24 protein-coding genes and 1 pseudogene are annotated in these 24138 nt (G+C 67.8%); 17 read left to right on the top strand and 8 right to left on the bottom strand.

Annotated elements, in window-relative coordinates; translation table 11 throughout:
* Window positions 1–326 precede the first annotated feature (326 nt).
* The 4 genes from MYSTI_RS28145 to MYSTI_RS28130 all read left to right on the top strand — a co-directional run bounded on the left by MYSTI_RS28145 (window position 327) and on the right by MYSTI_RS28130 (window position 3903).
* Window positions 327–1118 (top strand): alpha/beta hydrolase-fold protein, encoded by a 792-nt coding sequence (locus MYSTI_RS28145; RefSeq protein ID WP_169558668.1) that lies wholly within the window; start codon window positions 327–329, stop codon window positions 1116–1118.
* A 66-nt stretch (window positions 1119–1184) separates the two neighbouring features.
* The gene (locus MYSTI_RS28140; RefSeq protein WP_015351205.1) at window positions 1185–1373 is read left to right on the top strand and encodes a hypothetical protein; all 189 of its coding nucleotides are present in this window, start codon (window positions 1185–1187) and stop codon (window positions 1371–1373) included.
* 116 nt (window positions 1374–1489) lie between these two features.
* A complete protein-coding gene (locus tag MYSTI_RS43350) occupies window positions 1490–1981 on the top strand; it encodes a hypothetical protein (RefSeq protein WP_144370166.1) in 492 nt (163 codons plus the stop codon).
* A gap of 293 nt (window positions 1982–2274) precedes the next feature.
* Window positions 2275–3903, top strand: a complete 1629-nt coding sequence (locus MYSTI_RS28130) for a GMC oxidoreductase (protein ID WP_015351203.1) — start codon at window positions 2275–2277, stop codon at window positions 3901–3903.
* Window positions 3904–3909: 6 nt separating this feature from the next.
* Here the strand turns inward: MYSTI_RS28130 and MYSTI_RS28125 are convergent, their stop codons facing one another.
* Window positions 3910–4425, bottom strand: coding sequence for an OmpA family protein (locus MYSTI_RS28125; protein WP_015351202.1), 516 nt, complete (start codon window positions 4423–4425; stop codon window positions 3910–3912).
* Between the two features lie 223 nt (window positions 4426–4648).
* Between MYSTI_RS28125 and dgt the strand changes: the two genes are divergently transcribed.
* Window positions 4649–6091, top strand: coding sequence for a dGTP triphosphohydrolase (dgt, locus tag MYSTI_RS28120; RefSeq protein WP_015351201.1), 1443 nt, complete (start codon window positions 4649–4651; stop codon window positions 6089–6091).
* Window positions 6092–6109: 18 nt separating this feature from the next.
* Here the strand turns inward: dgt and MYSTI_RS28115 are convergent, their stop codons facing one another.
* Window positions 6110–6565: a VOC family protein gene (locus tag MYSTI_RS28115; RefSeq protein WP_015351200.1), complete on the bottom strand. Its 456-nt coding sequence runs from the start codon at window positions 6563–6565 to the stop codon at window positions 6110–6112.
* Window positions 6566–6704: 139 nt separating this feature from the next.
* On the opposite strand from MYSTI_RS28115, the gene MYSTI_RS28110 reads away from it, so the two are divergent.
* Window positions 6705–7841: a sensor histidine kinase gene (locus MYSTI_RS28110; RefSeq protein WP_015351199.1), complete on the top strand. Its 1137-nt coding sequence runs from the start codon at window positions 6705–6707 to the stop codon at window positions 7839–7841.
* Complete coding sequence (locus MYSTI_RS28105; protein WP_015351198.1) at window positions 7834–8646, top strand: LytR/AlgR family response regulator transcription factor; 813 nt, start codon at window positions 7834–7836, stop codon at window positions 8644–8646. Before MYSTI_RS28110 ends, MYSTI_RS28105 begins: the two co-directional genes overlap by 8 nt.
* 100 nt (window positions 8647–8746) lie before the next feature.
* On the opposite strand, the gene MYSTI_RS28100 is transcribed toward MYSTI_RS28105, so the two are convergent.
* Window positions 8747–10282, bottom strand: coding sequence for an MBL fold metallo-hydrolase (locus tag MYSTI_RS28100; protein WP_015351197.1), 1536 nt, complete (start codon window positions 10280–10282; stop codon window positions 8747–8749).
* Between the two features lie 107 nt (window positions 10283–10389).
* The gene (locus MYSTI_RS44895) at window positions 10390–11040 is read right to left on the bottom strand and encodes a hypothetical protein (RefSeq protein WP_233277981.1); all 651 of its coding nucleotides are present in this window, start codon (window positions 11038–11040) and stop codon (window positions 10390–10392) included.
* A gap of 109 nt (window positions 11041–11149) precedes the next feature.
* Between MYSTI_RS44895 and MYSTI_RS28090 the strand changes: the two genes are divergently transcribed.
* Both MYSTI_RS28090 and MYSTI_RS28085 read left to right on the top strand, forming a co-directional pair.
* Entirely contained in the window at window positions 11150–11824 is a 675-nt protein-coding gene (locus MYSTI_RS28090; RefSeq protein WP_015351195.1) for an SOS response-associated peptidase, read from the top strand.
* Window positions 11825–12144: 320 nt separating this feature from the next.
* Window positions 12145–12456, top strand: coding sequence for a hypothetical protein (locus tag MYSTI_RS28085; RefSeq protein WP_015351194.1), 312 nt, complete (start codon window positions 12145–12147; stop codon window positions 12454–12456).
* A 24-nt stretch (window positions 12457–12480) separates the two neighbouring features.
* Here MYSTI_RS28085 and MYSTI_RS28080 read toward each other — a convergent pair whose 3' ends face one another.
* Both MYSTI_RS28080 and MYSTI_RS28075 read right to left on the bottom strand, forming a co-directional pair.
* Window positions 12481–13995 (bottom strand): Hsp70 family protein, encoded by a 1515-nt coding sequence (locus MYSTI_RS28080; protein ID WP_015351193.1) that lies wholly within the window; start codon window positions 13993–13995, stop codon window positions 12481–12483.
* A gap of 66 nt (window positions 13996–14061) precedes the next feature.
* Window positions 14062–14634, bottom strand: coding sequence for a type II toxin-antitoxin system RelB family anti-toxin (locus tag MYSTI_RS28075; protein ID WP_015351192.1), 573 nt, complete (start codon window positions 14632–14634; stop codon window positions 14062–14064).
* 47 nt (window positions 14635–14681) lie between these two features.
* Here MYSTI_RS28075 and MYSTI_RS28070 point away from each other — a divergent pair, with 47 nt between their 5' ends.
* From MYSTI_RS28070 to MYSTI_RS28050, 4 genes are all read left to right on the top strand, one after another.
* Window positions 14682–15371 (top strand): AzlC family ABC transporter permease, encoded by a 690-nt coding sequence (locus MYSTI_RS28070; RefSeq protein WP_015351191.1) that lies wholly within the window; start codon window positions 14682–14684, stop codon window positions 15369–15371.
* Window positions 15368–15676: a branched-chain amino acid transport AzlD family protein gene (locus MYSTI_RS28065; RefSeq protein ID WP_015351190.1), complete on the top strand. Its 309-nt coding sequence runs from the start codon at window positions 15368–15370 to the stop codon at window positions 15674–15676. The genes MYSTI_RS28070 and MYSTI_RS28065 overlap by 4 nt, the downstream gene beginning before the upstream one ends.
* A gap of 79 nt (window positions 15677–15755) precedes the next feature.
* On the top strand, window positions 15756–16808 hold the full coding sequence (locus MYSTI_RS28060) for a DUF6891 domain-containing protein (RefSeq protein WP_015351189.1): 1053 nt from the start codon (window positions 15756–15758) through the stop codon (window positions 16806–16808).
* Window positions 16809–17421: 613 nt separating this feature from the next.
* Entirely contained in the window at window positions 17422–17646 is a 225-nt protein-coding gene (locus MYSTI_RS28050; RefSeq protein ID WP_015351187.1) for a hypothetical protein, read from the top strand.
* Window positions 17647–17727: 81 nt separating this feature from the next.
* On the opposite strand, the gene MYSTI_RS42285 is transcribed toward MYSTI_RS28050, so the two are convergent.
* Window positions 17728–19038, bottom strand: coding sequence for a phosphodiester glycosidase family protein (locus MYSTI_RS42285; protein ID WP_015351186.1), 1311 nt, complete (start codon window positions 19036–19038; stop codon window positions 17728–17730).
* 238 nt (window positions 19039–19276) lie between these two features.
* Between MYSTI_RS42285 and MYSTI_RS45775 the strand changes: the two genes are divergently transcribed.
* From MYSTI_RS45775 to MYSTI_RS45770, 3 genes and pseudogenes are all read left to right on the top strand, one after another.
* A complete protein-coding gene (locus MYSTI_RS45775; protein WP_015351185.1) occupies window positions 19277–19861 on the top strand; it encodes an ATP-binding protein in 585 nt (194 codons plus the stop codon).
* Between the two features lie 96 nt (window positions 19862–19957).
* Window positions 19958–20326 carry a transposase gene (locus MYSTI_RS28030; RefSeq protein ID WP_052351072.1) on the top strand — a complete coding sequence of 123 codons (369 nt, stop codon included), beginning with the start codon at window positions 19958–19960 and terminating at the stop codon, window positions 20324–20326.
* A gap of 1050 nt (window positions 20327–21376) precedes the next feature.
* A pseudogene (locus MYSTI_RS45770) lies at window positions 21377–21457 on the top strand (hypothetical protein); the annotation flags it as partial.
* Window positions 21458–21667: 210 nt separating this feature from the next.
* On the opposite strand, the gene MYSTI_RS28020 reads toward MYSTI_RS45770, so the two are convergent.
* Entirely contained in the window at window positions 21668–23161 is a 1494-nt protein-coding gene (locus MYSTI_RS28020; protein WP_015351183.1) for a sigma-54-dependent transcriptional regulator, read from the bottom strand.
* A 218-nt stretch (window positions 23162–23379) separates the two neighbouring features.
* Here MYSTI_RS28020 and MYSTI_RS28015 point away from each other — a divergent pair, with 218 nt between their 5' ends.
* Window positions 23380–24132 (top strand): OmpA family protein, encoded by a 753-nt coding sequence (locus MYSTI_RS28015; protein WP_015351182.1) that lies wholly within the window; start codon window positions 23380–23382, stop codon window positions 24130–24132.
* Window positions 24133–24138 lie beyond the last annotated feature (6 nt).

The following is a 24138-nucleotide window of genomic DNA, read 5'->3' as shown; positions in this document are numbered from 1 at the left end:
TCACGAGCGCGGAGAGATTCCCGCCCGGGGTGGTTGAGTCCGGGCGGGGCGACACGTGTGTCGGAGACGAGGCACTTGGCTCCCTCGGGGCTTCGCGAGAGGCACTGGCGAGCGCCTGCTTGTCCAGGGTGGTTTGCCGACGCGGGCGCTCGGCAAGGTGCGGTGCGTCGAGGTTCGCGCATCACCCCGCGCCGGCAACCAGATGCGTTCGAGTCGTGCTCCACGTTGGATGATGCGCCATCACGAGGTGCTTCCCCGAGGAGCCGCGCATGCGCCATTCCCCAGGTTCCCTTTCAGGCCTCGAGCCCATGGGGGGCCTCCCCGTCATGCGAAGCCTCCTCGCGGCCTGTCTGGTGCTGAGCCTCGCGGGCTGCGTCGCGCCCCGTGAAGCCGAGCCCGCGAGCACGGTGACAGCAGCGCCACAGGTGGACACCTCGGGCCGCGTGGATGCACGCCCGGGACAGGTGACGGGCACGCCCGCATCCCCCGGTGTGCATGCCCTGGGCTTGGGCGGAGCGCGGGACGGCCTGTTGTACGTGCCGAAGTCCCTTCGCCCGGACCAGCCCGCGCCGCTGATGCTCGTGCTGCATGGCTCCAGAGGTAACGCGGGTCAGATGCTCCAGGCGCTGCAAGCGCTGGCGGACTCCGAGGGTCTCCTGATGCTCATCCCCGACTCACGGGGGCTGACGTGGGACGACAAGATGGGGAAGCACGGCGAGGACCTGCGCTTCATCGACCGCGCGCTGGCGCACGTGTTCTCCCGTCACCTCGTGGCGCGGGAGCGCATCAGCGTGGCGGGGTTCTCCGCGGGCGGGTCCTATGCCTTGGCGCTGGGAATCCTCAACGGGGACCTGTTCTCTCGCGTCCTCGCCTTCTCGCCTGGGTTCGTTCACGCGGACGAGCCGCGAGGCATGCCATTCATCTTCGTCGCGCATGGCGACAAGGACCAGGTGCTCTCCGTCGAAGGCAGCGGCCGGCGCATTGTCGCGGAATTGCGCTCGGCGGGCTTTCAGGTGCACTACCACGAGTTCTCCGGAGGCCACTCCATCCCCAAGGACGTGGTCCAAGCGGCCGTTCAGTGGCTTCGCGAAGCGCCCCCAGCCGTGAGCGGCCCGTAGGCCACGGGCCCCTGGAGCGAGATGTCCAGGCGGCCCTGCCCGCGGGTGTCTACAATCGAGGGCACCATGACGACGCCGCGGCCCGAGTCACTCCCGTTCCCGGAGAGCCTGTGTCATCGCTGTGCCGCGCCTCCGCGTTATGTCGAGACGCGGACGTCGGTGTTCATCATGTGCCCGCTGTTGCCAGGGAAGTACCCGCCGCAGCCGGTGCGGGCGTGCGCGCTCTTCCGTCCCGCCGAAGCCGGAGCGAAGTGAGGGCAGCGGAGGGAGCAGGCCCTCGTCGCCGGAGGCAGGCGCGAGGGCGGGGCGATTGCGTGGTGCCTTGGCCGTCCCCACCTGTGGCGAGCAGGCCCGTTGCAGGGAGGGGGGACTTGATGGTTGCCAGGAAGAACTCGCGCGCCACGTCGCGCACCCGGATGATGCCTCGTCGGAGGCGGATGGTTTCTCGCACGCGCGTGTCGCGTCCGCGCCGTGTCGCCGTGTCCCGGCGCCGTGTGACGGCGGGGGCCCGTGCCACCGCCAGCAGTCGGTATACGCGGCCGGCGATGCGGGAGCGCATCCGCAAGCGCCTGCTGGCGGGCTCGCGAGGCGGGCGCGCGGGGCACTGGAGCGCGCGCAAGGCACAGCTCCTGAAGTCCGAGTACGAGAAGGCCGGGGGCGGCTACCGCATGCGGAAGCCGAGTGCCCGCAAGCACCTCGTGTCCTCGGCTCGCATGTCATCGCGCATGCGCACCGGGACGACGCGCGCGCGGCGGAGCGTCAGGACGTCGCGTCCCAAGCGCGTGGCTTCTCGGACGAGCCGCCGCTACGCGACGCGGACGCCGGCGATGCGCCGCACGCGCAAGATGGCATCTCGCCGCTGAGCTCTCGCGTCGAGCCCGAAGCCCGCCGTGGGTGTCCATCCCGGCGGGCTTCTTCTTGGCTCCCCGAGCCTGTCCGGCGCTCAACGAAGCAAGCCCCCCCATCTGTGTCGAGGACTCGAACCCGAAGGGCGCCACCCATGCCCTCCTGTCGGGCGGGCGTCATGCGAAGGCGCGAGCGCGCATGCATGGTGCGCTGAGCACACGGGTGTTTCGCGTAAGCTCCTCGGAGTCGCTGAGGTCGCCACGCGCGCGGAGTACCTGTCCGCGCGGGGACGTTCGAGGACGGACACGGAATGGATTGCGACTGGCTCATCATCGGCTCGGGCTTTGGCGGGAGCGCCAGTGCGCTGCGGTTGACCGAGAAGGGCTACCGCGTGGTGATGCTGGAGAAGGGCCGGCGGCTGGGCCCCGCTGACTTTCCGAAGACGAACTGGAACCTGCGGCGCTGGCTGTGGATGCCCCGGCTCGGCTGGCGCGGGCTCTTCAAGATGACGTTCTTCCGGCACGTCACCGTGTTGTCCGGCGTGGGCGTGGGCGGAGGCTCGCTCGTCTACGCGAACACCCTGCCGGTTCCGAAGGACGACTTCTTCGATGCACCGTCCTGGGGCCACCTCGCCCCCTGGAAGCAGGAACTGCCCGAGCACTACCTCACCGCGCGGCGCATGCTCGGCGCCACCGTCAATCCGCTCGTCACCGAGTCGGACCGCGTCCTCGAGCAGGTAGGCCAGGACCTGGGCCGGACGGACTTCCAGCCCACGACGGTGGCCGTGTACTTCGGCGAGCCGGGTGTCACCGTGAAGGACCCCTACTTCGGTGGAGAGGGGCCGGACCGCACCGGCTGCATCGCCTGTGGCGGTTGCATGTTGGGCTGCAGGCACGGCGCGAAGAACACGCTGGACCGCAACTACCTCTACCTCGCGGAGAAGCGGGGCCTGTCGCTGCACGCCGACACCGAGGCGACGTGGGTGCGTCCGCTGCCCGGAGGCGGCTACGAGGTGGAGGCGCGCCAGGGCTCGGGCTGGCTGCCTCGAAGGAAGCGGCGCTTCCTCGCGCGCAACGTCATCTTCGCGGGTGGCGTGCTGGGAACCCTGGACCTGCTGCTTCGACTCAAGGAGCACCCGGACGGACTCCCCCGGCTGTCCGAGCGCCTGGGGGACGGCGTGCGCACCAACTCCGAGGCGCTCATCGGCATCGTCAGCGGGCGGAAGGAACTGGACCTCTCGAAGGGCATCGCCATCGGCTCCATCCTGCACACCGACGAGCGCTCGCACCTGGAGCCGGTGCGCTACCCGGAGGGCTCGGGGTTCTTCCGGCTGCTGATGGCGCCCCAGGTGCGCGGCGCGAGGATGCTCTCGCGGCTGGCCCGACTCGTGGGGCTGCTCGCGCGGCACCCGCTGCGCTTCCTCAAGGCCTGGTTCGTCCCGAACTTCGCGCGGCGGACCGTGATCCTCCTCTACATGCGCACGTTGGAAGGGCACCTGCGCATGCAGCGCCGGCGCGGGCTGACCACGGGGCTGCGCAAGGGACTCGTCACCGGGTTGCAAGAAGGCCCCGCGCCCACCACCAACATGCCGGAGGCGTTCGACCTGGCCCAGCGTGTCTCGGAGAAGCTGGACGGCTACCCGATGACGATGGTGAGCGAGACGGTGCTGGGCATCCCCACGACGGCGCACATCCTCGGAGGGTGTTGCATGGGGGACTCGGCGGAGACGGGCGTCATCGACCACCGCCACCGCGTCTTCGGCTACCAGGGCCTGTACGTGGTGGACGGCTCGGCCATCTCCGCGAACCCCGGCGTCAATCCCTCGCTCACCATCACCGCGCTCGCGGAGCGCGCCATGACGTTCATCCCTCACGCGCGGGAGGTGGACGAGCAGGCGCCATCCGGTGAGATGGCGCCGTTGAAGCACGCGAACCGCTGAGTCGGGCTACAGGCGGACCTGGAGCTCGTACCGGCGATTCTTGGCCTTCTTGGCCTCGGTGTTGTCCGGCTTCACCAGGGGCCGCTCGGAGCCGAGGCCCACGGCGTTGATTTCGCCGCGCTCGATGCCACGCGAGACCAGCTCCTTGACGATGGCCTCCGCGCGCTCCTCGCTGAGCTTCTTGTTCTTGGCGGCGTCACCCGTCGAGTCGGTGTGGCCGGAGACCTCGAACTTGTAGCTCTTCACGCCCGCGGCGGTGAGCTGCTTCTTGGCGTCGATGAGCGCGGAGGCCAGCTTCTTGAGCTTCCCGTCGCAGCCAGGGGCCAGCTCGGCGGTGCCCGTCTTGAAGCTGCACTGGTTCTTCTTCGCCTCATCGGTCAGCTTGGTGTTGACGCGCTTCTCGACGGAGGCCTTGCCCGCGTCGCCCGCGGCCTTCTTGATGGAATCGAAGGGGCTCTGCGCGGCGGCCACGCCCGGGAGAGCGACCAGCGACACGGCGATGCACAACGCCTTGAGCTTCATACGTGAGACTCCTTGGGTTCCGGTGGAGATGGGAACCGGGCGCAGGCTGCCCAGGGGCGGGTCGCCCGTCCAGGGGCACATGCCATCCCAGGCGCCAGAACGGCGCCCGCCCGCCTGGTGGTGGGGGGCTTCGCTCCACTGGGCCGGGAAAACTTGCCTCGGCGTGCGAGGGGGGCAGCATGCCCACCCGAAGTCCTTCCACGAGAGCGACAGCGAGGCAGCCGTGGGCAGCAGTCGAACGGAGCAGTGGCGGCGGTTCCTCTCGGGGCACCGGGTGGGTTCGGACCTGAAGCCCACGGAGGCGCTGGTGGAGCGGCCTCCCGTCCACGAGGAGCACCTGCCGCTGGACGAGCGCACGCCGTACGACGTGGACTACGACCGCATCGTCTTCTCCAGCGAGTTTCGTTGCCTGCACGACAAGACGCAGGTCTTCCCCCTGTCGACGAGCGACTACACGCGCACGCGGCTGACGCACAGCATCGAGGCGTCCTGTGTGGGGCGCTCCCTGGGGCAGCTCGCGGGGCGTGGGCTGAAGATGCAGGACGTGAAGGTGGAGCCCTCGCACCTGGGCACCATCGTCGCGGCGGCGTGTCTGGCGCATGACATCGGCAATCCGCCCTTCGGTCACTCGGGTGAGGCGGCCATCCAGCACTGGGTGGAGCAGCGGCTCGTGGCGCCTGGGACACCGGAGCGTGTGAGCCCCTTCAAGTCTCGCGAGGAGTGGAAGGACCTGGAGAGCTTCGAGGGCAACGCGCAGGGCTTCCGAATCCTCAACCGCCTCCAGTCCCGCGAGCGGCGCGGCGGCCTGCGCTACACGGCGGCGACGCTGGGGGCGATGAGCAAGTATCCCCGCCCCTCGGTGCTGCCGGGGGGGCGTGCGTCGGAGAAGGCGCGCGTGTCGGAGAAGAAGTTCGGTTACTTCCAGGACGACCGCGAGCTGGCGCTGGAGGCGTATCGCGCCGCGGGTCTGCGGGAGCGCGAGGAGGGGGTGTTCTCCCGGCATCCCCTGGCCTTCCTCGTCGAGGCGGCGGATGACATCTGCTACGCGGTCATCGACCTGGAGGACTCCGCGAAGCTGGGGTTGATTCCCACGAAGGAGGCCTGCGAGCTCCTGGACGCGATGCTGCCCGCTCCGGCGAAGACTGACGCCCGGCCTCCGCCCGCGCACCCCGAGACGCGCATGGCGCAGGCGCGCGCCAGGGCCATCGGCGTGCTCATCCAGGCGTCGGTGCGCGTGTTCCTGGAGCACGTGGAGGCGATGGAGGCAGGGGAGTGGGAGACGCCGCTGGTCTCCGCGCGCGACGATGTCCGTCTGCCGCTGAAGGTCATCAAGGAGCACACGCGACGCCACGGCTACGAGAACGAGCGCGTGCTGCAGATCGAGAGCGCGGGCTTCAAGACACTGGGCGGCTTGCTGGACATGTTCGCGGCGGCGGTGGTGACGGACACGCCGAACCGCGAGGAGAAGAAGCTGCGGCAGCTCCTCCCCCTGGAGTTGTTCCAGCGCTCGGACACGCCGCTGCGCGGAGAGGACATCGACGGAGCGCTGGCGCGGCTGTCCAAGTACCAGCGTCTCCTGTGTGTCACGGACTACATCTCCGGCATGACGGATGGCTTCGCGGTGGCGCTCTACCAGCGGCTGTCGGGCATCAAGCTGCCGACCTAGCGCCGCCCCCGTCGCGCCTCAGGCATGCAGTCCTTCCTGGGGCGCGCCCGTGCGCGACTCCCGGCCTCGGCGCTCCAGCAGGGAGAGCGAGTCGTCGATGGCGAGGATGTTGCCGGACGGGTCCTTGAACCAGGCGGACTTGATGTCGCCCATTGTTGCGACGCCGTTCTTCGTCTGGATGCCCATCTCCGGAATGTCGTAGTCCTCGAGCTTCACGCCCGCGCGGCGCAGCGCATCGGCGGTGGCCTCCACGTCCTCCACCGCGAACGCACAGGCGGTGGCGGTGGAGCCGGACGGCGTCGAGCGCTCATAGATCAGGAGGAAGGACCCGTCGCTCACCTCGTACAGGGCGGCGCCTTCCTCCCCGCCGTCGTGACGTTCCTCGAACCCCAGCACCTCCGAATAGAACCTGCGAGCCGCGCCCAGGTCCGTCACCGCGAGGGTGGGGACCGCCTTCGTTCTTCCAAGTGCCATGTGTCGTGACCTCCTCCCTGGACAAGTGGTCACCGAAGACGAGGCGCGCAAGCGAGCCACCTGCCCGCGCCCCGACCCTCCGAGGTGGCGACGGGAATGCACATCGAAGTCCGCGCGACTTCGCTAGACTGAGGGCCTCGTGAGCCCCGTGGAACAGACGCCGTCCAGCCCGTGGCGGCGAGTGCTGAAGTGGGTCGCCGTGTGGTCCGCGCCCGGGATGTTCTCCGCAGTGGAGACGTACTTCTTCAGCCTGTCGGCGCAGCGGCCCATGCCGTTCTGGCGCGCGGTCGTGACGCAGCTTCCGGCCTGGTACGTGTGGGTCCCCGTCACGCCGCTGGTGCTCCTGTTGGTGCGGCGGTGGCCCTTGGGCAGGCCCTTCCAAGCGAAGGCCTGGGCCGGCCATGGGGTGACGTGTCTGGGCGTGGGGGGCCTCTTCGCCCTGGCGTATTCGCTGTGCCAGGACGCTTTCTCCTCGGGCCTGGCGGCGGCCGGGGCGCTGTCCTTCTCTTCGATGGTGCTGCGCTACATCCTGGGCTGGATGCCCATGGTGGCGATGACGTACGCGGCGGTGGTGGCGGTGGCGCAGTCGCTGGCTTCGCAGGAGCGCGCGCGGGAGAAGGAGCGGCAGGCGGCGGCGCTGGCCGTCGAGCTCGCGGAGGCCCGGCTCCTGGCCCTCCAGGTCCAGCTCCATCCGCACTTCTTGTTCAACACGCTCAACGCCATCGTCGTGCTGGTGCGCGCGAACGAGACGGACACGGCCGCGAGGATGCTCGTGCTGTTGAGTGACATCCTGCGCCGGCTGCTCCAGCAGGGCGCCACGCAAGAGGTCTCCCTGCGGGACGAGGTCGCGGTGCTCTCGCGCTACCTGGAGATTCAACAACTGCGCTTCCAGGACCGGCTGCGCGTGACGTGGGAGGTGGATGACGCGCTCCTCGACGCGCGAGTCCCGAACCTCGTGCTCCAGCCGCTGGTGGAGAACGCCATCCGCCATGGGGTCTCCGCGCGCTCCGCCGCGGGCCGGTTGCGCATCGGCGCTCGGAGGCGGGGGGACGTGCTGGAGTTGGTGGTGGAGGACGACGGGCCCGGCCTCCCGGAGGGCTTCGACCTGGAGCGCAGCCCTGGCATCGGCCTGTCGAACACACGGGCGCGGCTCTCGCAGCTCTATGGCGAGGCGGGGCGTGTCAGCGTGGGCGCACCGTCGCAAGGCGTGGGCACGGTGGCCACCGTCCTCCTCCCGCTCCTGCCCTTCCCCGTCTCTGGGGGCGCGCGTGGCTGAGCTGAGTGTCCTGCTGGTGGATGACGAGCCGCTCGCGCGGCGAGGCTTGAGGCAGGCCCTGTCGCGTCACGCGGACGTGGTGGTGTGCGGGGAGTGCCGCGACGGACGCGAAGCGGTGGAGGCCATCGCGTCGCTGAAGCCGAAGCTGGTGCTGCTCGACGTGCAGATGCCGGAGCTGGATGGCTTCGGGGTCATCCGCGAGGTGGGCGTGGCGCGGATGCCCGCGGTCATCTTCATCACCGCGTATGACGCCTTCGCCGTGCGCGCGTTCGATGCGCATGCGGTGGACTATCTGGTGAAGCCCTTCGCGGAGGAGCGCTTCGATGAGGCGCTGAGTCGCGCGCGCTCACGGCTGCGCCAGGAGGAGGCGGCGGAGCTGGGGCGGAAGCTCGCGGCGCTGCTCTCGGATGCGTCGGCCCGGCCTGCCTCCGCGCCGGTGCCGGACGTCGTGAAGACACCCGTGGAGCCTGGGCTGGGCCGGTTGCTGGTGAAGGTGGGGACGCGCTCGGTGCTCGTGCCGGTGCCGGACATCGACTGGGTCGCGGCCGACGACTACTGCGTCACGCTGCACGTGGGGGACAAGGAGTACGTGCTGCGCGAGAGCCTCGCGGCGCTGGAGGCTCAACTGGATGCCGAGCGGTTCGTGCGCATCCACCGCTCGGCCATCGTCAACGTGGAGCGCATTCGTGAGCTCCACCATGACTCACCCACCGAGACGGTGGTGGTGCTGAGCACCGGTCAGCGCCTGCGGGTCAGCCGTGGCCGCAAGGACGTGCTGGAGCGCAGGCTCGGGCGGGCTCGCTGAGCCCCCGGACCTCCCTTCGACCGACCGCGCGCGGCATCCCGCGGCGGCGCAGTGCCGCGGCGGGTCGACCTTCATTCATTCCCGGGGGCCTGGCGCGAGGTCAGGGCGTCGTGTCCGCGACGGGCGCGCGCACCTTCTCCACCGCTCGAGGAAGCGCGGGCCAATCGGTGGCCGCCAGGTGCATGCCGAAGACGCGCGCCACGTCGAGCTTCTCCCGGGCAGCGACCTCCACCGTCTCGGAGACCTGCTGCACGTTGAAGAACGAGCCATCCGGCATCGGCTGCACCAGGTCACTGGTGTAGAGGAGGCGGTGCTCGGGGAACCAGACGAAGAGCATGCGCTCGCCGGTCTCCGTTCGCACGGGCACCAGCTCCATCCGATTCTTCCCGGAGCCCAGCGGGGTGCGCTTGCCCACGGGGCGGAGCACCGCGCCGCGAGGTGCCTTCGCGAGTGCATCCGGAGCAAGCGTGCGCGGCGTCTTCACGACGCGGTCCACGAGCGGCACATTGACGTCCAGCACGTGGAGCGGAACTCCGCGCGCGACGTACTCCCGCACACCGCCCACGTGGGGCCACGCATCGCTGGTGGACACCGTGGCCTTCACCTTCACGCCAGGGAAGCGGCGCTGGACCTCCTCCATCACCCGCGCCGAGTAGCCCGAGGAGATGGGGGCCTCGATGATGACCAGTCCGTCGTCCTGCTTCACCAGGGCGATGTCCCATGCACCGGGGATGTGGACCACTCCGGGCACCAGCTCGACGGCGGGACGGTCGGGGCGACCCAGAGGGCGGTCCTCGACGGTGTTCTTGCTCCGCGCGGCGAACGCCTGCTTCACGGTGTCGGGAAGGGTGAAGTCCGCGTCGACGAGCCTGGCGTCCAGCTCCAGCCGGGTGATGGTGAAGGCATGGTAGGAGCCGCCGTTGCGCTCCCACTCCCAGTGGCGCGGATAGCGCAGGCCGCCGGGCTCCAGCGCCCAGGCCTGGAAGATGAGTCGGGTGCGGACGTCCCCCCAGACACTCCAGAACATGTCGCCCGGATGCGCGGCGATGAGCTCCACCTGCGTGGGCAGCCGGGTCCGTGCATTCAGGAACAGCTTCGCCGATGCCTGCCCATGGCGGAACGTCAGCACGTGGTGCGGGACGTCCTGCAACACGGTGTCGGGAGCGGAGCGCAGGTCGGTGGCGGCCAGCGCGGTGAGGAGGACTCGCTCGGGCGCGAAGTCGAGGCGCTCTTCCATGTCCTGCAGCTGCGCGCCGCCCGCGGGACGCCACTGCCCGCCCATCTCCAAGCCCACCACGCCGTCGGACAACACCATCGTCGCGCCTTCCCACGCGTCGCGGCCACCGGCGCCGCGGCCCTCGGTCTTCTGGCGCAGGCGGCGCTGACGAAGGTCTCGTACCTCGTCGACCTGCTCGTACATGACGAGCCAGGGGGGCGAGGGCCGCTCGGACTGCTCCATGAGGTTCCAGTGGCCGATACCACCGATGCGGAGGCTGGAGAGGGCCCGCAGCTTCGCCTCTCCGCCCATGGCCTCGAGTGCCGCCTGGAGGCGGGGACGCGCGAGGTCCTCGGCGGAGGCCGCTGACGTGGCGAAGAGCAGGGCGGCGAACAGGAGCAGCAGTCGAGGTCTTCTCATGCGCGCCAGGATGTCACTGGCGGCTGAGTGGAACGGACGCGTGCAGGGAACGGCGAGGGAGACGCGGCGAGTGGTCCACCCCGAGCAGCGAACGGTGGGGCAGGGCCTCAGTCCCCCGCGACGGCGAGCTGCCAGTCTCCCGCCTTGTCGATGCCCACGCGCAGCCCCAGATACGAGCCGTTGTCCTTCTGCATCGCCTTGAGCTGGGCCTCCGGATAGATGCCGACGAGCGGCTTCCAGTCCTTCGCGCTCTTGAGGCCGGTGATGTGGACGGAGGGCCAGTAGTAGAGGTCTCCCTCCTTCGCATACGGGAGCTCGAGCACCTGCGCGATGCGTGCGAGGACGGGCACGTCCCGGGCCTCCTCTTCCTTCCAGTACGCGACCGCGTCATTGCCTTCGCCGAAGGTGAAGCGCACGCCTTGCCCGTTCTCATCCACCAGCTTCGCGAGCCGCGCGTAATCACACGCCCGAGCCGCCGCGATGATGTTCTCCCGCATGGTCTCCACGGGCGTGGGCAGGGGAGGGACAGTGGCGCTCGTGGGCCTGGGGGGCAGGGCCTTCGCGGAGCACTTCACCTCGCTCGGCGCAGGGCCCGAGTCCGCGGCGGGGGCGGTCGCGCTGGGGGCAGTGGGGGCCGGTGCCTCGGTGGCGGGCGGTGGCGGGCTCGCGTCCGCGGGGGCGGAGGGACTGGACGAGCGCTCCGTGCAGGCGAGGAGCAGGGTGGCGGCACAGACGGACACGAGCGTGGACCGGTTCATGGCCCGTCTATGTAGACCAGGAGGGAAGCCCGCGGTGTTTGCTTGCTCCGGGGGCCTCCCTGCACGGATGGCTTGGGTCCAGTCCCAGACAGGGCGATACTCCGCGCCCATGTGTGGCCGAGTCACCGTCCGAACGTCTCCTGATCAGCTCGTCGTGGAACTGGGCCTCGCCGGCATTCGCGCGGCGGTGGACCGTCCACGCTTCAACCTGGCCCCCACGCAGCTCATGCCCGTGGTGCCCAACGACGGCGCGAGGATGTTGGATGCCTTCCGTTGGGGACTCATCCCCTCGTGGGCGAAGGAGGCCAGCATCGGCAGCAAGCTCATCAACGCGCGAGGCGAGACGGTGGCGGAGAAGCCCAGCTTCCGCAGCGCGCTGAAGCGGCGCCGGTGCCTGGTGTTGGTGGATGGCTGGTACGAGTGGAAGCAGTCGACGAAGCCGAAGACGCCCTTTCTCTTCCAGCGCGAAGACGCAAAGCCTCTGGCGCTCGCGGGCCTGTGGGAGGAGTGGACGGCGCCGGACACGGGCGAGGTGCTGCGCACCTGCACCATCATCACCACGGGCCCCAACACGCTGATGGCGCCCATCCACGACCGGATGCCCGTCATCCTCCCGCCTCAGGCGCAGGAGGTGTGGCTGCGCCCCGAGCCGCAGGACGCGTCCGTGTTGCTGCCGCTGCTCGTGCCCGCGGCCGATGGCGGGCTGGAGACGTACGAGGTATCGCGCGTGGTCAACTCGCCCACGAATGACGTGGCTGAGTGCGTGGCGCGAGTGGCCGCGTAGCGCTCGGAGGTGCGTGGGCTCACACCAGGACTGGGACCTGTCTCCCGGGACCTGTGCGACAGCCTGTGTCCACCGGACGCTGTCCTTGCCTGCGCGAGGATGTCCTCCGAGGAATCACCGCATCCTCGCGTGGGGCGCCGATTGCTCCCCCGGTGAGTGGAGGGGCAGGGGGCTTGGCGTGGCTGGCCCCGGCCGGGAGTCGGGGACAGCTTGTGGGCTGGATGGGGGCCAGGCTTCACCGTGTCGGGCGGGTGAAGGGGCTCGGGCTCGGCTGGTGAGTCGGGCGAGGCCGAGCAGCGAGCCTCCGGAATGGGAGCGCCATGCTGACGGGAAGCGCGAGCATTGACCTGGACAAGGTAGACGAGGCGGTGAGCGGTCCCATTGTCGAAGCGGGACCGGACCACCTCACGGTGCATGACGTGGGCGCGGGCGAGGACCTCACCCTTCGCATCGACGACCGCACCCGCTACCTCTGGACCGATTCGCGGGTGCGGGGCCGCCTCACCGACGCGGCCCAGGTGCGCGTGGGCTTCTACATCGCCGCGGGAGTCCACGTGGCCGCGGAGGTCATCGTGATGGACCCAGGCGAGGGAACCTCCATCACGGGCATCCTCCCGCAAGACCTCCAGTGAGCCGCGGCCCGCCAGGCGCGGGCACTACGAGGTCCGCTTGGGCGCGCGCAGGTCCGTGATGGTGAGCGGGTGGCGCGTGCCCTGAGGGGAGACGAGCGCCGCGTTGAGGATGAAGTCCTGGCCCATGCGCAGCTCCAGCGTGGTGGGGCCCTTGTGGGTCGTCCGCCAGTCGAGCTCGATGCGCACGGTGCCCAAGAGCTCGCGCTCCACGGTGGTGGTGTCCAGGGACTCGAACAGGGCCACGGAGATGGGGCCCGGGATGAGCGGCAGCTCGAGCGTCACGGACCGCGTCGCGGGCACGGGGGTGTTGGCGGGGATGACCTCGTGCTGGGCGCCACCGGGCACCATGATGCCGATGGGCATGGGCACCACGTCCGTCAGCCCGCTGATGCCACGCGCCAGGTTGCGGCCGAGGATGGCCGCGCCCACCGCCACGCCCAGCTCCGGGTTGACCTCCTTGTCCGAGGACAGCCGCTTGAAGTGCGAGAAGCGCTGGCGGATGACGGGCATGCGCGTCTGTCCACCGACCAGCACCAGCTCGTCGATGTTGTCCGCCTTGAGCTTCGCGCGCTCCAGCACGTCGTCGCACGCGGAGGCGGCGCGCTCGATGAGCTGGAACACCATCTCCTCCAACTGCTTGCGCGTGAGCGTGTAGTCGAAGTCGACGAAGCCGCCGTCCTTCTGGGCGATGCAGGGCACGCGCATCACGGTGGAGTCGCGCGTGCTCAGCGTCATCTTCGCGGACTCGGCCGCGAAGACCAGCCGCTGCATCACGACCTGGTTCGCGCGCAGGTCGATGCCGTGCTGGCGCTGGAAGTCGGACACGAGGAACTCGACGATGCGCTCGTCGAAGTTGGCGCCGCCGAGGAACGCATCGCCGCCGGTGGCCAGCACCTTCACCACCCGGTTGTGCACGGCGAGGAGCGTGGCGTCGAACGTGCCGCCGCCCAGGTCGAACACCATCACCGTCTGCTCGGGGTTGCGCAGGTTGGCGTAGTACAGCGCGGCGGCGGTGGGCTCGTTGATGATGGCGCGGACCTGGAGGCCACACTGCTCGGCCGCCTGTCGCACCGCCTCGCGCTGGCGGATGCTGGCGTGCGCGGGCACCGTCAGCACGCACTCGCGGAAGGGCTCTCCGGCGGCGTGGTTCGCCAGGGTGAGAATCTGCTTGATGACCAGCTGGGTGACGTCCGTCAGCGATGTCACCTTCCCGTACATCTTCACGGCGGTGTAGCCGTCGGGGGCCTCGACGAGCTCGAAGGCGTACTTGTCCTTGTGCTGGGTGACGTACTCGGACTGGTAGCGGCGGCCGAGGAAGCGCTTGGCGCCGAAGACGGTATGGCGCGGGTCGTCGATGATCTGCCGACGCGCCGCATGGCCGACGATGGCCTTGTCCGCCGCGTGGAACCACACCACCGAGGGCAGCGTGAAGCTCTTGTCCGTGACGGGCACCACCCTCAGCTTGCCTGCCTTGTCGAAGAAGGCCGCCGACGTGTTGGTGGTCCCGAAGTCGATTCCGAGGATGGGCGCCGTACTCATGCGCCTGGGAGTCTCCCATGTCCCGCGCGCCGGTTCAGCCCCGGAGATTCGACGGTGTGTGGGTTCCTACACGTGCTCCATGAGCATGACCGCGACGGTGTGCGGGGCGAGCGCCTCGTAGAAGTGGGGAACATCGCCGGGAAAGGTCGCGTAATCCCCGGGGCCGAGCTCCACGGTGGTGTCCGTGGGGCCTGTGCGCAGGCGCCCCTTGCTGACGTAGAGGTGCTCGACGCTGCCCGGGATGTGGGCCTGGGCCTGGCGCGAGGAGCCGGGCTCCAGGTTGATGACATAGAGGTCCCTGCGCGCACCGGGAGGACAGGCCGACAACATGATGCCCGTGAAGTGGGCCTGCTCGGAGCGGATGGCGGCGCCCTCACCCGCGCGGATGACCTTCACCTGTCGGATGGGTGGGTCCACCAGCCGGCTGAACGGAATGCCCAGGGCCACGGCGAGGGCCCACAGGGTCTCGATGCTGGGATTTCCGGTGCCGGACTCCAGTTGGGAGAGGGTGGACTTGGAGACGTTGGCGCGCCGGGCGAGCTCCGACAGCGAGACGTCCGCGCGCTCCCGCTCCCGGCGCAGTGCACTGGCGATGGCGTCCAACGGGCGGAGCGGTTTGGGCGTTCGTTTTACCGGCATGGTCGTTCTTATTGACGAACGGTCGGCTTCTGTCCAGATTGGTGTGTATGGGAAAAGTGGATCGCGCCCTTCTCCGGGATGTGGGGGCGGTGGCGCTTGCCGCGGGTGTGGTGGGTGTGTCGTTTGGCGCGCTCGCGGTGGCGGCGGGCATGCCCGTGTGGATGGCCGGGCTCATGTCGGTGGTGGTGTTCGCTGGAGGTTCGCAGTTCGTGGCGGTGGGGATGGTGGCCGCGGGAGGCAGTCCGGTGGCGGCGGTGCTGGCGGGGTTGTTGCTCAACGCGCGGCATCTGCCCTTCGGACTGGTGGTGGCGGATGTGTTGGGGCGCAAGTGGCCCATGAAGCTGTTGGGCGCGCACCTGATGGTGGATGAGTCCGTGGCGTTCGCGCTGGCGCAGCGAGACCCGGAGCGTCGGCGCGCGGCCTATTGGCTGTGTGGCGGACTGCTGTTCGTGGGGTGGAACGTGGGCGTGGTGGCGGGTGGGTGGATTGGGAAGACGGTGGGGAACCCGGAGTCGCTGGGGCTGGATGCGGCGTTTCCGGCGTGCATGCTCGCGCTGCTGTTGCCGTCGTTGCTGCCTCCGAAGAAGGAGGAGGCGGCCGAGGTCGGCGCCAAGGCGACGAAGGCGCGCAAGGTGGCGATGGTGGGGGCGGTCATCGCGCTGGTGGCGACGCCGGTGTTGCCCGCGGGGCTGCCGGTGTTGTTGTCGATTCTCGCGGTGGGAGTGGCTCTGCGATGACGCTGCTGCCGATTCTGGTGCTGGCGCTGGGGACGTATGGCTTTCGGGTGGCGGGGCCGCTCTTGAGCGAGCGGCTGCGGCTCTCCGCGAGGGTGCAGGACTTGCTGTCGCTGGCGACCATCGCGATGTTGGCGGCGCTCGTCGCCACGTCGACGCTGGTGGCGCAGGGGGCGTTCGCGGGAGGGGCTCGGGCGGTGGGGGTGCTGGTGGGGGCGGTGCTCGCCTGGAGGCAGGCGCCGTTCATCGTGGTGGTCATGGTGGCCGCCGCCACGGCCGCGGGGCTGCGCTTGATGGGGGTTCCCTGAGGGGCGTGTCCATTGTGTTTCCGAGTGTTGTAGTAACTGTGTTGTGAAGTCCGGCGGGGCCTGGATATGGTCACGGGCCATGAATCAGGAGATGCCGGAGTCGCTGCGACAGTGGGTGGAGGTCGAGGTCCAGGGCGGCTGCCGTTCCGAGGGGGAGGTGCTTGGGCGATTGCGTGCACGGTTCGCGGCGCATCCGGATGTGGGGGACGCGCTCGAGTCGTGGATGGAGCAGGCTCGGCGGTGGCTGGACGAGCAGGATGCTCGGGAGCACGGGTGGGGTGGCGAGGCGACGCGGAATGATGCGCTGGACCTGGCGTTCGGGGCGCTCCAGCGCGAGGGCATCGTGGCCCTGCAGGACGTGGAGGATGGCTGGGGAGAGGTTGCCGCGGGAGCGGTGCGTCACCCGGAGGTGGTTCGTGGCGCGGTCTTCTATTCGCGCGAGGCGCTGACGCGGACGTTGGTGAACGGGGAGGCGTTGCGGCTCTCGTTCACGTCCACGGCGCTTGTGCCCAAGTGCAAGGTGAAGCCGGAGCTGGAGAAGGCGCTCGCGGGGAAGGTCCGCGACACGCTGGCGAGTCACGGTCTCGAGACGCGTTGGGATGGCGACCTGGATTCGCCCATCGAGATTCCGGCGTTCCCGTGGCGCAAGCGGCGTCGCAACGAGCTGATTCCTGACTGGACGGTGGGGGGCGTGTGCCGCGGGTTGCAGCTCCTGGACAACGTCGAGGAGGGGGCGGCCATCGAAGGGGCGAAGCAGTTCGTCGTCGAGTGTGCGAAGCGTCACTATGGTGATGCGTTCACGTTCGAGGCGAGTCATGTGCCCGAGACGGGGGCGTTCGATTTGTTTGCGGTGATTGCGGTCGTGGAGAGCCTGGCGGAGCCGCCGGACTCCTCAGCGCGGCTCCTGTCCGAGATTGAGCCGCTCTTCCCTGGTGCGGGGTTCGTGGATGGCGATGAGATGTTGATGCAGATCTTCTACCGTCAGGAGGACCGCGCGAAGGCCCGTGTCCATGACGTGCAGTACGCGGGGGTTCTCCGGATGACGACGGTGGACCACCTGATGCCCGCCGTCAGCGCGAGCGCGCTGCGTGAGGGGATACTGCGTCACCTTCCGGCTGCGCCTCGAGAGTAGGGGAGGGGGGCGTTGTCTGTCGCGAGTGACCCGCGATTGAATCACCAGTCCTTGGGTGCCTCAGCGGAGAGGAGATGTGAGGAGGGTGTGCCATTGAGCAGGCTGTCCGTGCTGTGTGACAGGGCAATCCATCTCGCCGGGCTGCTTGTGCGACTGGCTCTGATTGAGAATCCGCTGCTGAGCTTGCGAGTCCCTTTCGACGCTGGAACCATGGGCCCAGCTCATTCACGTCGAGGGGGAACGATGACCAGGTGGTTGGTGGTGCTGCTGACCGCGCTGACGCTTCAGGGGTGCGAGTCGGCGACGGAGGTCGGGGACTCGTGCGAGGAGCGCGGCGTCGGAGCCCTGACGTGTGGCATCGGGGAGGTGCTCGTGTGCGCCGGCTCGTCCGAGGGCCCGGCGTGGGCGCTCCTCGAGGACTGTGCCACGGGCAGCACCTGTGACCCGGACTCCATCTCCTGTGTGGCGACGCCCGGCGGTGGAGGTGGCGGTTCTTGCTGCAGGCAGTGTGGGCCCAGGAGCAAGCCGTGCGGCGATGCGTGCATCCCCCGGGATACCTCGTGCCACCAGAGTCCGGGGTGCGCGTGCTGACGGGCCAGAAGGAGAGCCGTCGGTGACCGGGACCTGGGACGACCTCGTCCGCGTGAGCCGACAGGAGCTCGTCATCGCGGCGACGAAGAAGCTCGGACGCGCGCTGACCGACGTGGAGGTTCGGGCCATCTACCGCCTCACCTCGCCGATGCTCATGGAGGCTTGGTTGCGCTCAATGGATTCGCCGAACACGACTCCCGAGTTCATGGAGTCCGAACTCGCAGATCTGGTCAATCAGATGGAGTGATGCCTCGAGTGACCCGGGGGCGTGTTGATGGTGCGGTAACTCGCCTGCGGGTGGGGCACTGAGATCCCCCACGCGAGCAGGTCAGGACACACGCAGATTCAGTCCGTACGGGATCTGGTCGTCCTTGATGATGTCATCGGGCTTGGCTTCAACTTTGGTGTCACGAACGAGGGTTGACGAGTTGGAGCCATCGAAGGCCACCGCATCGTCGATGCCGAGCTTCGCGAGGGCATCTCGAACAGCTGAGAGCTTCTTTCCGGGTTGCCCGTCTTCCTGAACCACGACGTAGGTTACTCCTGTGTCTCGGTCATGCGCAACAATCGTCTTGCCGGTCGACGCTTCTCTTTCTTCTTGCGACTTGAAGTCCAAGTCTTCTTTGAGCCCGTTCTTGTTGTCGGAATCATAGCGTTCTTTGTTGATGATGAGAGGAACGGCCCCTCCGAAGCCCACCTTTGAGTCAGAAGGCGGGTTTCCCTCGCCGAACTCGATTCCTCTCGGTGTCCATGCAGCATAGAACTTCTCTGGTTGGGAACTACCTGCCTTCACCTTTCCATCCTCCACGACTTGTCCATTAACTGGTCTCACTTTGCCAATATATCTGGGGTCCAGGTAGTGGCCCTCGTAGAAGTTTGTGTTGATGATTGTGTCGTGCCCAGGCTGCTTTCCGATGTCTTGGGCCGTGCTCGTTAGCTCTTTGTCCTCAGCGACGCTGACAACGGAGGGTTGGGGGTTCTTCAGTGCCACGATCTTGATGCCACTGCTGTCCGTGAACTCCACGGGCTGGCGAGGATTCGCGTCGAGCCGCTGGGCAATCGCTGCGGCAATCTTCGGGCCGTCCTTGGCGTTCTGGGGCAAGGAGAGTGGCTGGGTGCTCGCAGAGCTATCCGCATACCGGAGCAGGTTCTCTTTCGTTGCCTGAGACCGCGGAATGTAGATGGGGCCTCCAGGAGTGAGATGCCCTTCCTTTGCGGCATTGGGAAGATCGGAGTAGGACTTGTCGTCGAGCACCTTCACTTGGACGCCACGGTTGTCCAGGTGTTGGAATGTATTGCCTCTACCCGGAGTTGCGGCTACCTCTTTCCGCAGTCTCTCAACGGATGCCTTGCTCGCGGCGTCGCCGAGGCGTTGCGTGGTGTCGTTGTACTCTTTCCGCGCCTCCTGGAACAATGGCCCGTTGCGGTAGTCCGAGGCCTTCGGAGGGCCATTCTTGATGTGCTTGTCGTATGCCTTCCATGCGGCCTGTTCGGGAGTTGACTTGGATGGTGGCGCCGTCTCGAAGCTGTCCACCGGCGGCTTTGCCAGCGCCTTCTTGGGGGCAGTCGCGTCTGGAGTCTTCTTGGGCGCAGGTGGCGGAACGTAGACCGTCTTCTTCGTGTCAACTGTGTTTCCCATTTGGACTGACCTCCTCTGCGCCCCACCTCCTGGATGCTCCCGTCTGAGCATCGAGTAGTAAGGGGCGGGGTGCCACCTGAGTTGAGCGCTGTACGGGGTCGCCTGATTTTGGGTTACATCGTCCCGAAGTATTCGTTGGGCTTTGGTGTGAGGGCTTCCAGTGTGGGCAAGTGGAACGCTTGGCTCGGCTCCACTGGTGCGCCGGACGCCGTCCTCGTGAGTCCCGAAGCTGGGCGCCGTGGCACGAGATCGCCCCAGGAAGCCCGACACCGAGGACACCCGGACTGACCCGGATGAACCCGCGCACGCCCTGACGGCGAAGCTGCGGGCCTTCGTCCGGGAGTACCTGCTCGACAGCAAAGGAACGCAGGCCGCCGTGCGAGTTGGGTACTCGAAGCACTCGGCCGAGGTGGCGGCCTCTAAGTTGTTGCGAGCCTATTTCGGAAGGAGTGAATGGAGCCAGGTGGTGATGCCTGAGGGGATGGTCAAGTCCCGAACCGTGTGTAGTTGGTTCGGAGGGGGCGGGGGAGGAATGCTCCTTGGTGGCATCACTCAGTGGAGGCGACCTTCAAGAAGCGCGGGTCTTCGATCCACCCGAGCGCGGAGACGCGCGGGATTGGAGGGCCGCTACCGACTTTCGAGCACGGTGGTGACATCTCAGCTCGAGCCAAAGGACTGGCACGCCGTCATCGGAGACGCGACGCTCGCTGATGCCATCCTCGACTGCCTGGTCCACAACGCCCATCGCATCAAGCTGGGCGGAGGGTCCATCCGGTACGCGGAGACAAATTTGACGAAGGGTCGGAAGCAGGCCAAGGGATGAGTCACCCAGCGTCGCTGACGCTCGACCGCTCGCCATCAGCCGGAATCGCTGCTCGGCTTGAGCCGGAACGAGTGCTCACCATGACCGGAATACGCAGTGGAGGGAAGGAGCAAAGCCAGCGCCCTCTTCATTCAACTTCTCTGGCGCCTGGCGAGTGACTATCGACGGGCTCGCCGCATCCACCGCGTCCTCGACAACGCCGCCGTCCACTCCAGCAGAAAGACACGCAGGGTGCTCGCGCAGCTCGGCAGGCGATTCGTCCTGCACTTCCTGCCGCCGTACTGCCCTCAGGGCAATCGCATCGAGCGGGTGTGGCTCGACCTGCACGCCAACGTCACCCGCAATCATCGCTGCCGCACCATGGACCGGCTCATGGCTCGGATGCATGCCTACCTCGCCGCTCGCTCCGCCCATCGTTCCGCCAGTCCATCCTTGCGCCGCGCCGACCTCCGGCGTTCAGCCTGAGGCCGGACGAGATTCACGATCCTTGGTTGAGAGGGGCTCCGGTGATTGCCGCCTTCGACAGCCTCCCAGGGGGCTCCTGGTGAGCGGCCCCACCCGCACCGTCAACGAGGAACTCCTCGAGCGCTCGGTGGCGCACTCCGTTCAGGTGGAGCGCTACAAGACAGGCCTCGTCCACCGCGTGGTGGAGGTGCTCAACGAAACCGACGCAACACCAAGGCAGCCTTCATGTGGTTCATCAGGCGAGAGATTCAGCCTGGCGGGGAGCTCTACAACTTCAACGCGCGACGTCGGGGGGAGGTGGACCTTGACGCAGGATTTCGTTTTCTTGCCAGGGGAGGGCCGCTTATGGCTCCGTTGGGATGGTAGGTGGGGACCGCTTCCCGCGCGACGGGTGGCGAGGCAGAAGGGGCCCGGCGGATGGCTGGATTGACCTGCCCAATGGGGAGTGCGAAGACGTCTTCTCGGGAGGATCTGGTGGACTGGGTTATCATTCTTAGTAAGTACCTTGGTGCACTAGGAACTGTAGGTGTGTTCACCCTCATTGCCGGAGCCTTCAGGCCCGCGGCCCGACCCTATGTGCAAGTTGGAGTTGGGTTGGCCGCTGCTGTTGTCTGGACGGGAATGGTGGGACCCACTCCGAGGCATCAGGCATTCGCGGATGGACTCTCGTTCACTACTTTTCTGTGCTTGTGCGCTGGAGCCCTCACGTGGCTCTCATTCCTACTCTTCCGCCTTTGGTACATCGCAAAACATCGGACGGCTGAGTGGTATTGGACGGCGAATGAGGAGCCGAAGCAGCCCAGAAATCGAACCCCGCCCTGAGTGACAGTGATGTTGCTCCGCCGGAGGGTGGAGGCGATCTTCAAGAAGCGCGGGTCTTCGATCCACCCGAGCGCGGAGAAGCGGGGATTGGAAGGCCGCGCATCGACGCTCGAGATGTCGAGAACTGGCGGCAGGGAAGCCTTGCGCCACGCTGAGCGGCAGAAGTGGCCGAGATGAGCGACCTGGAAGACGGCCAAGCTGTTGAGGAACATCGAGAAGAGGGCGGGAGTGGTGCTCCCGAAGGGGACGACCTTCCACACCCTCCGGAAGACGTTCATCACTCGCCTGCTGCATGACAGTGGCGGGGACGTCGCCGTCGCTCAGCAGCTCGCGGGACATTCGAAACCAGCCGTGGCGATGACCTACTACATTGGCCATGATATCGCGCACCATACGAGTCGGGTGAACTCCATCCGCCTCGTTTCTCCGACTGCCCTTGAGCACAAGCTGGACATAGCCGGGCAGCCGAAGCGCCGGCTCCGGGTCACGAAGCAGAAAAAGGGCGGCAAATGCAGGTGCTTACGAGTCGGACTGGCCGCGCCGCAGCCCGAGCGCCTTCATCTTCTTGTAGAAGTGGCCTCGCTCCAGGTCCAACAGGCGCGCCGCCTCCGTCACGTTGTCGTGAGTGTGGGCGAGGACAAACAGGATGATGTCTCGCTCCGCGTCCTCCACCTGCTCCCGGAACGTCTTGTCCGCGCGGGGCCGGAAGCCCGTCTGCGCGGGAGGCGGCAGCGGAGGCGTCGCTAGTGAGGGCGCAGGCGTGCTCGACGCCACCACCACGGCGGCATCCGCCGACGGATGCGAAGTGTCCGCGACCGGCATCGTCTCGACAGGCGGAGGCCCCCCCCCCCTCCCACGAGGCAGAAGCTCCAGCGCATCCGTGCGAGTGACGACAGGCCCCTCGCAAAGAATGGCCAGTCGCTCGACCAGGTTGCGCAACTCACGCACGTTGCCCGGATAGTCATAGGCGCTCATGACCGCGAGCGCGTCCGGCGACAGCGTCAGCGGCCGACGCCCGTTCTTCGCACAGGCCTCCCGCAGGAACGTCCCAATCAGGTCCGGCAAATCCTCGCGCCGCTCGCGCAGCGGAGGCGAGTGAATCTGGACGACGTTGATGCGGTAATACAAATCCTCACGGAAGCGCCCGGCGGCAATCTCCTTCTCCAGGTGCTTGTTCGTCGCCGCGATGACGCGCACATCCACCTTGAGCGTCTCCGCGCCACCCACCCGCTCCAGCTCCCCCTCCTGCAGCACCCGCAGCAGCTTCGCCTGCATCGCCGGAGGCATGTCCCCAATCTCATCGAGGAACAGCGTCCCCTCGTGCGCCAGCTCGAACTTGCCGCGCCGCACGCTCACCGCCCCCGTGAAGGCGCCCTTTTCGTGCCCGAACAGCTCGCTCTCAATCAGCTCGTGTGGCACCGCCGCGCAGTTCAGCTTCACGAACGGCCCGGCCTTGCGCCGCGAGTTCTGGTGCAGCGCCCGCGCGATGAGCTCCTTGCCCGTCCCGTTCTCCCCCGTGATCAACACCCGCCCCTCGGACGGCGCCGTCCGCTGGATGAGCGAGAAGATGCGCTGCATGGCCGGGCCGCTGCCCACCATGTCGTACCGCCCCAGCTGCTCCCTCAGCTCCCGCAGCTCCTCCATCGCCGCCTGGTGCTTGAGCACGTTGCGCAGGGCCACCAGCAGCCGCTCCCGAGCAATCGGCTTCTCCAGGAAGTCCCGCGCCCCCAGCTGCGTCGCCTTCACCGCCGTGTCGATGGTGCCGTGCCCGGACATCATGATGACGGGCAGCTCCGGCTTGAGCTCCGTGAGCCGGGCCAGCGCCGTCAGTCCATCCATGTCCGGCATCTTCACGTCCATCAGCACCGCGTCCACCGGGCGCGCGCTCACCACGTCCAGGGCCACCTGCCCGCTTGCCGCCAGATGTGTTTGATATCCCGCAAGCTGCAATGCCTGACTCAGGGTCAGCAGGATGTTCTTCTCGTCATCGACGATGAGCACGGATGCGGGCATGAAGGGCGCTCCCAGCCTGGGGCCACGTCACGCGGCCGCTCGCGGGCACTCGTGACAATCTCACGGAAATTATTTGGACATTCAAGGGTTTCGGGGCGCGCAGCGGGTGTCTCAAGCGGGACAAATGCTTTGACTCACCCCTGGGAACGAGACTACACGCGACGCACGACCCGTCCCCTACGGGTGATTCTTTCGTTTTCAAGTTTTCGGGAGGAATGATGCGTCGGATTTCTCTTTGGGCGGGTCTCGGCCTTGCGATGGCCGTGTTGACTGGCTGCCCCCCCACCTATCCCAACTGCAATGACGACTCGACGTGCTCCGAGAAGGGCGAGGTCTGCGTTCAGGGCCAGTGCCAGGAGTGCGCCACCGACGCCAACTGCAAGGAGGGCTTCACGTGCCAGGGCAACAAGTGCGCGCCCAAGCCCCCTGAGTGCACGGTCGACAATCAGTGCGGCGATGGCCGCATCTGCGAGGCCGGCAAGTGCGCCGAGGCCCAGTGCAAGGATGACTCCGGCTGCCCCTCCGGCGGCAAGTGCCAGGCGGGCCGCTGCCAGGCCCCCACGGACACCTGTGCGTCCAACTCCGACTGCGGTGAGGGCCAGGAGTGCACCTCGGGCCGCTGCGTGACGGCCGCCGCCGACAAGTGTGACTGGAGCCCCATTCGTTTCGGCTTCAACGAGTCCTCGCTGACCTCCGAGGCCCAGCAGCGTCTGTCCGACCTGGCCACGTGCCTCAAGACGGGCCAGCAGGGCAAGCTGACCCTGGCGGGCCACGCCGACGAGCGCGGCACCGAGGAGTACAACCTCCAGCTGTCCAACCGCCGCGCGGCGGCCGTCAAGCGCTACCTGACGGACCTGGGCGTCAAGTCCAACGCCGTGACGACGGTGGGCTACGGTGAGACGCGCCCGGTGAACACCTCCTCCAGCGAGGATGCCTGGAGCGAGAACCGCCGCGTCGAGTTCCAGCGCTAGTTCCGG

Origin of the sequence: Myxococcus stipitatus DSM 14675, from assembly GCF_000331735.1 — a bacterium.
GTDB classification, from domain to species: domain Bacteria; phylum Myxococcota; class Myxococcia; order Myxococcales; family Myxococcaceae; genus Myxococcus; species Myxococcus stipitatus.
This window is presented reverse-complemented; position numbering and strand designations above follow the sequence as displayed.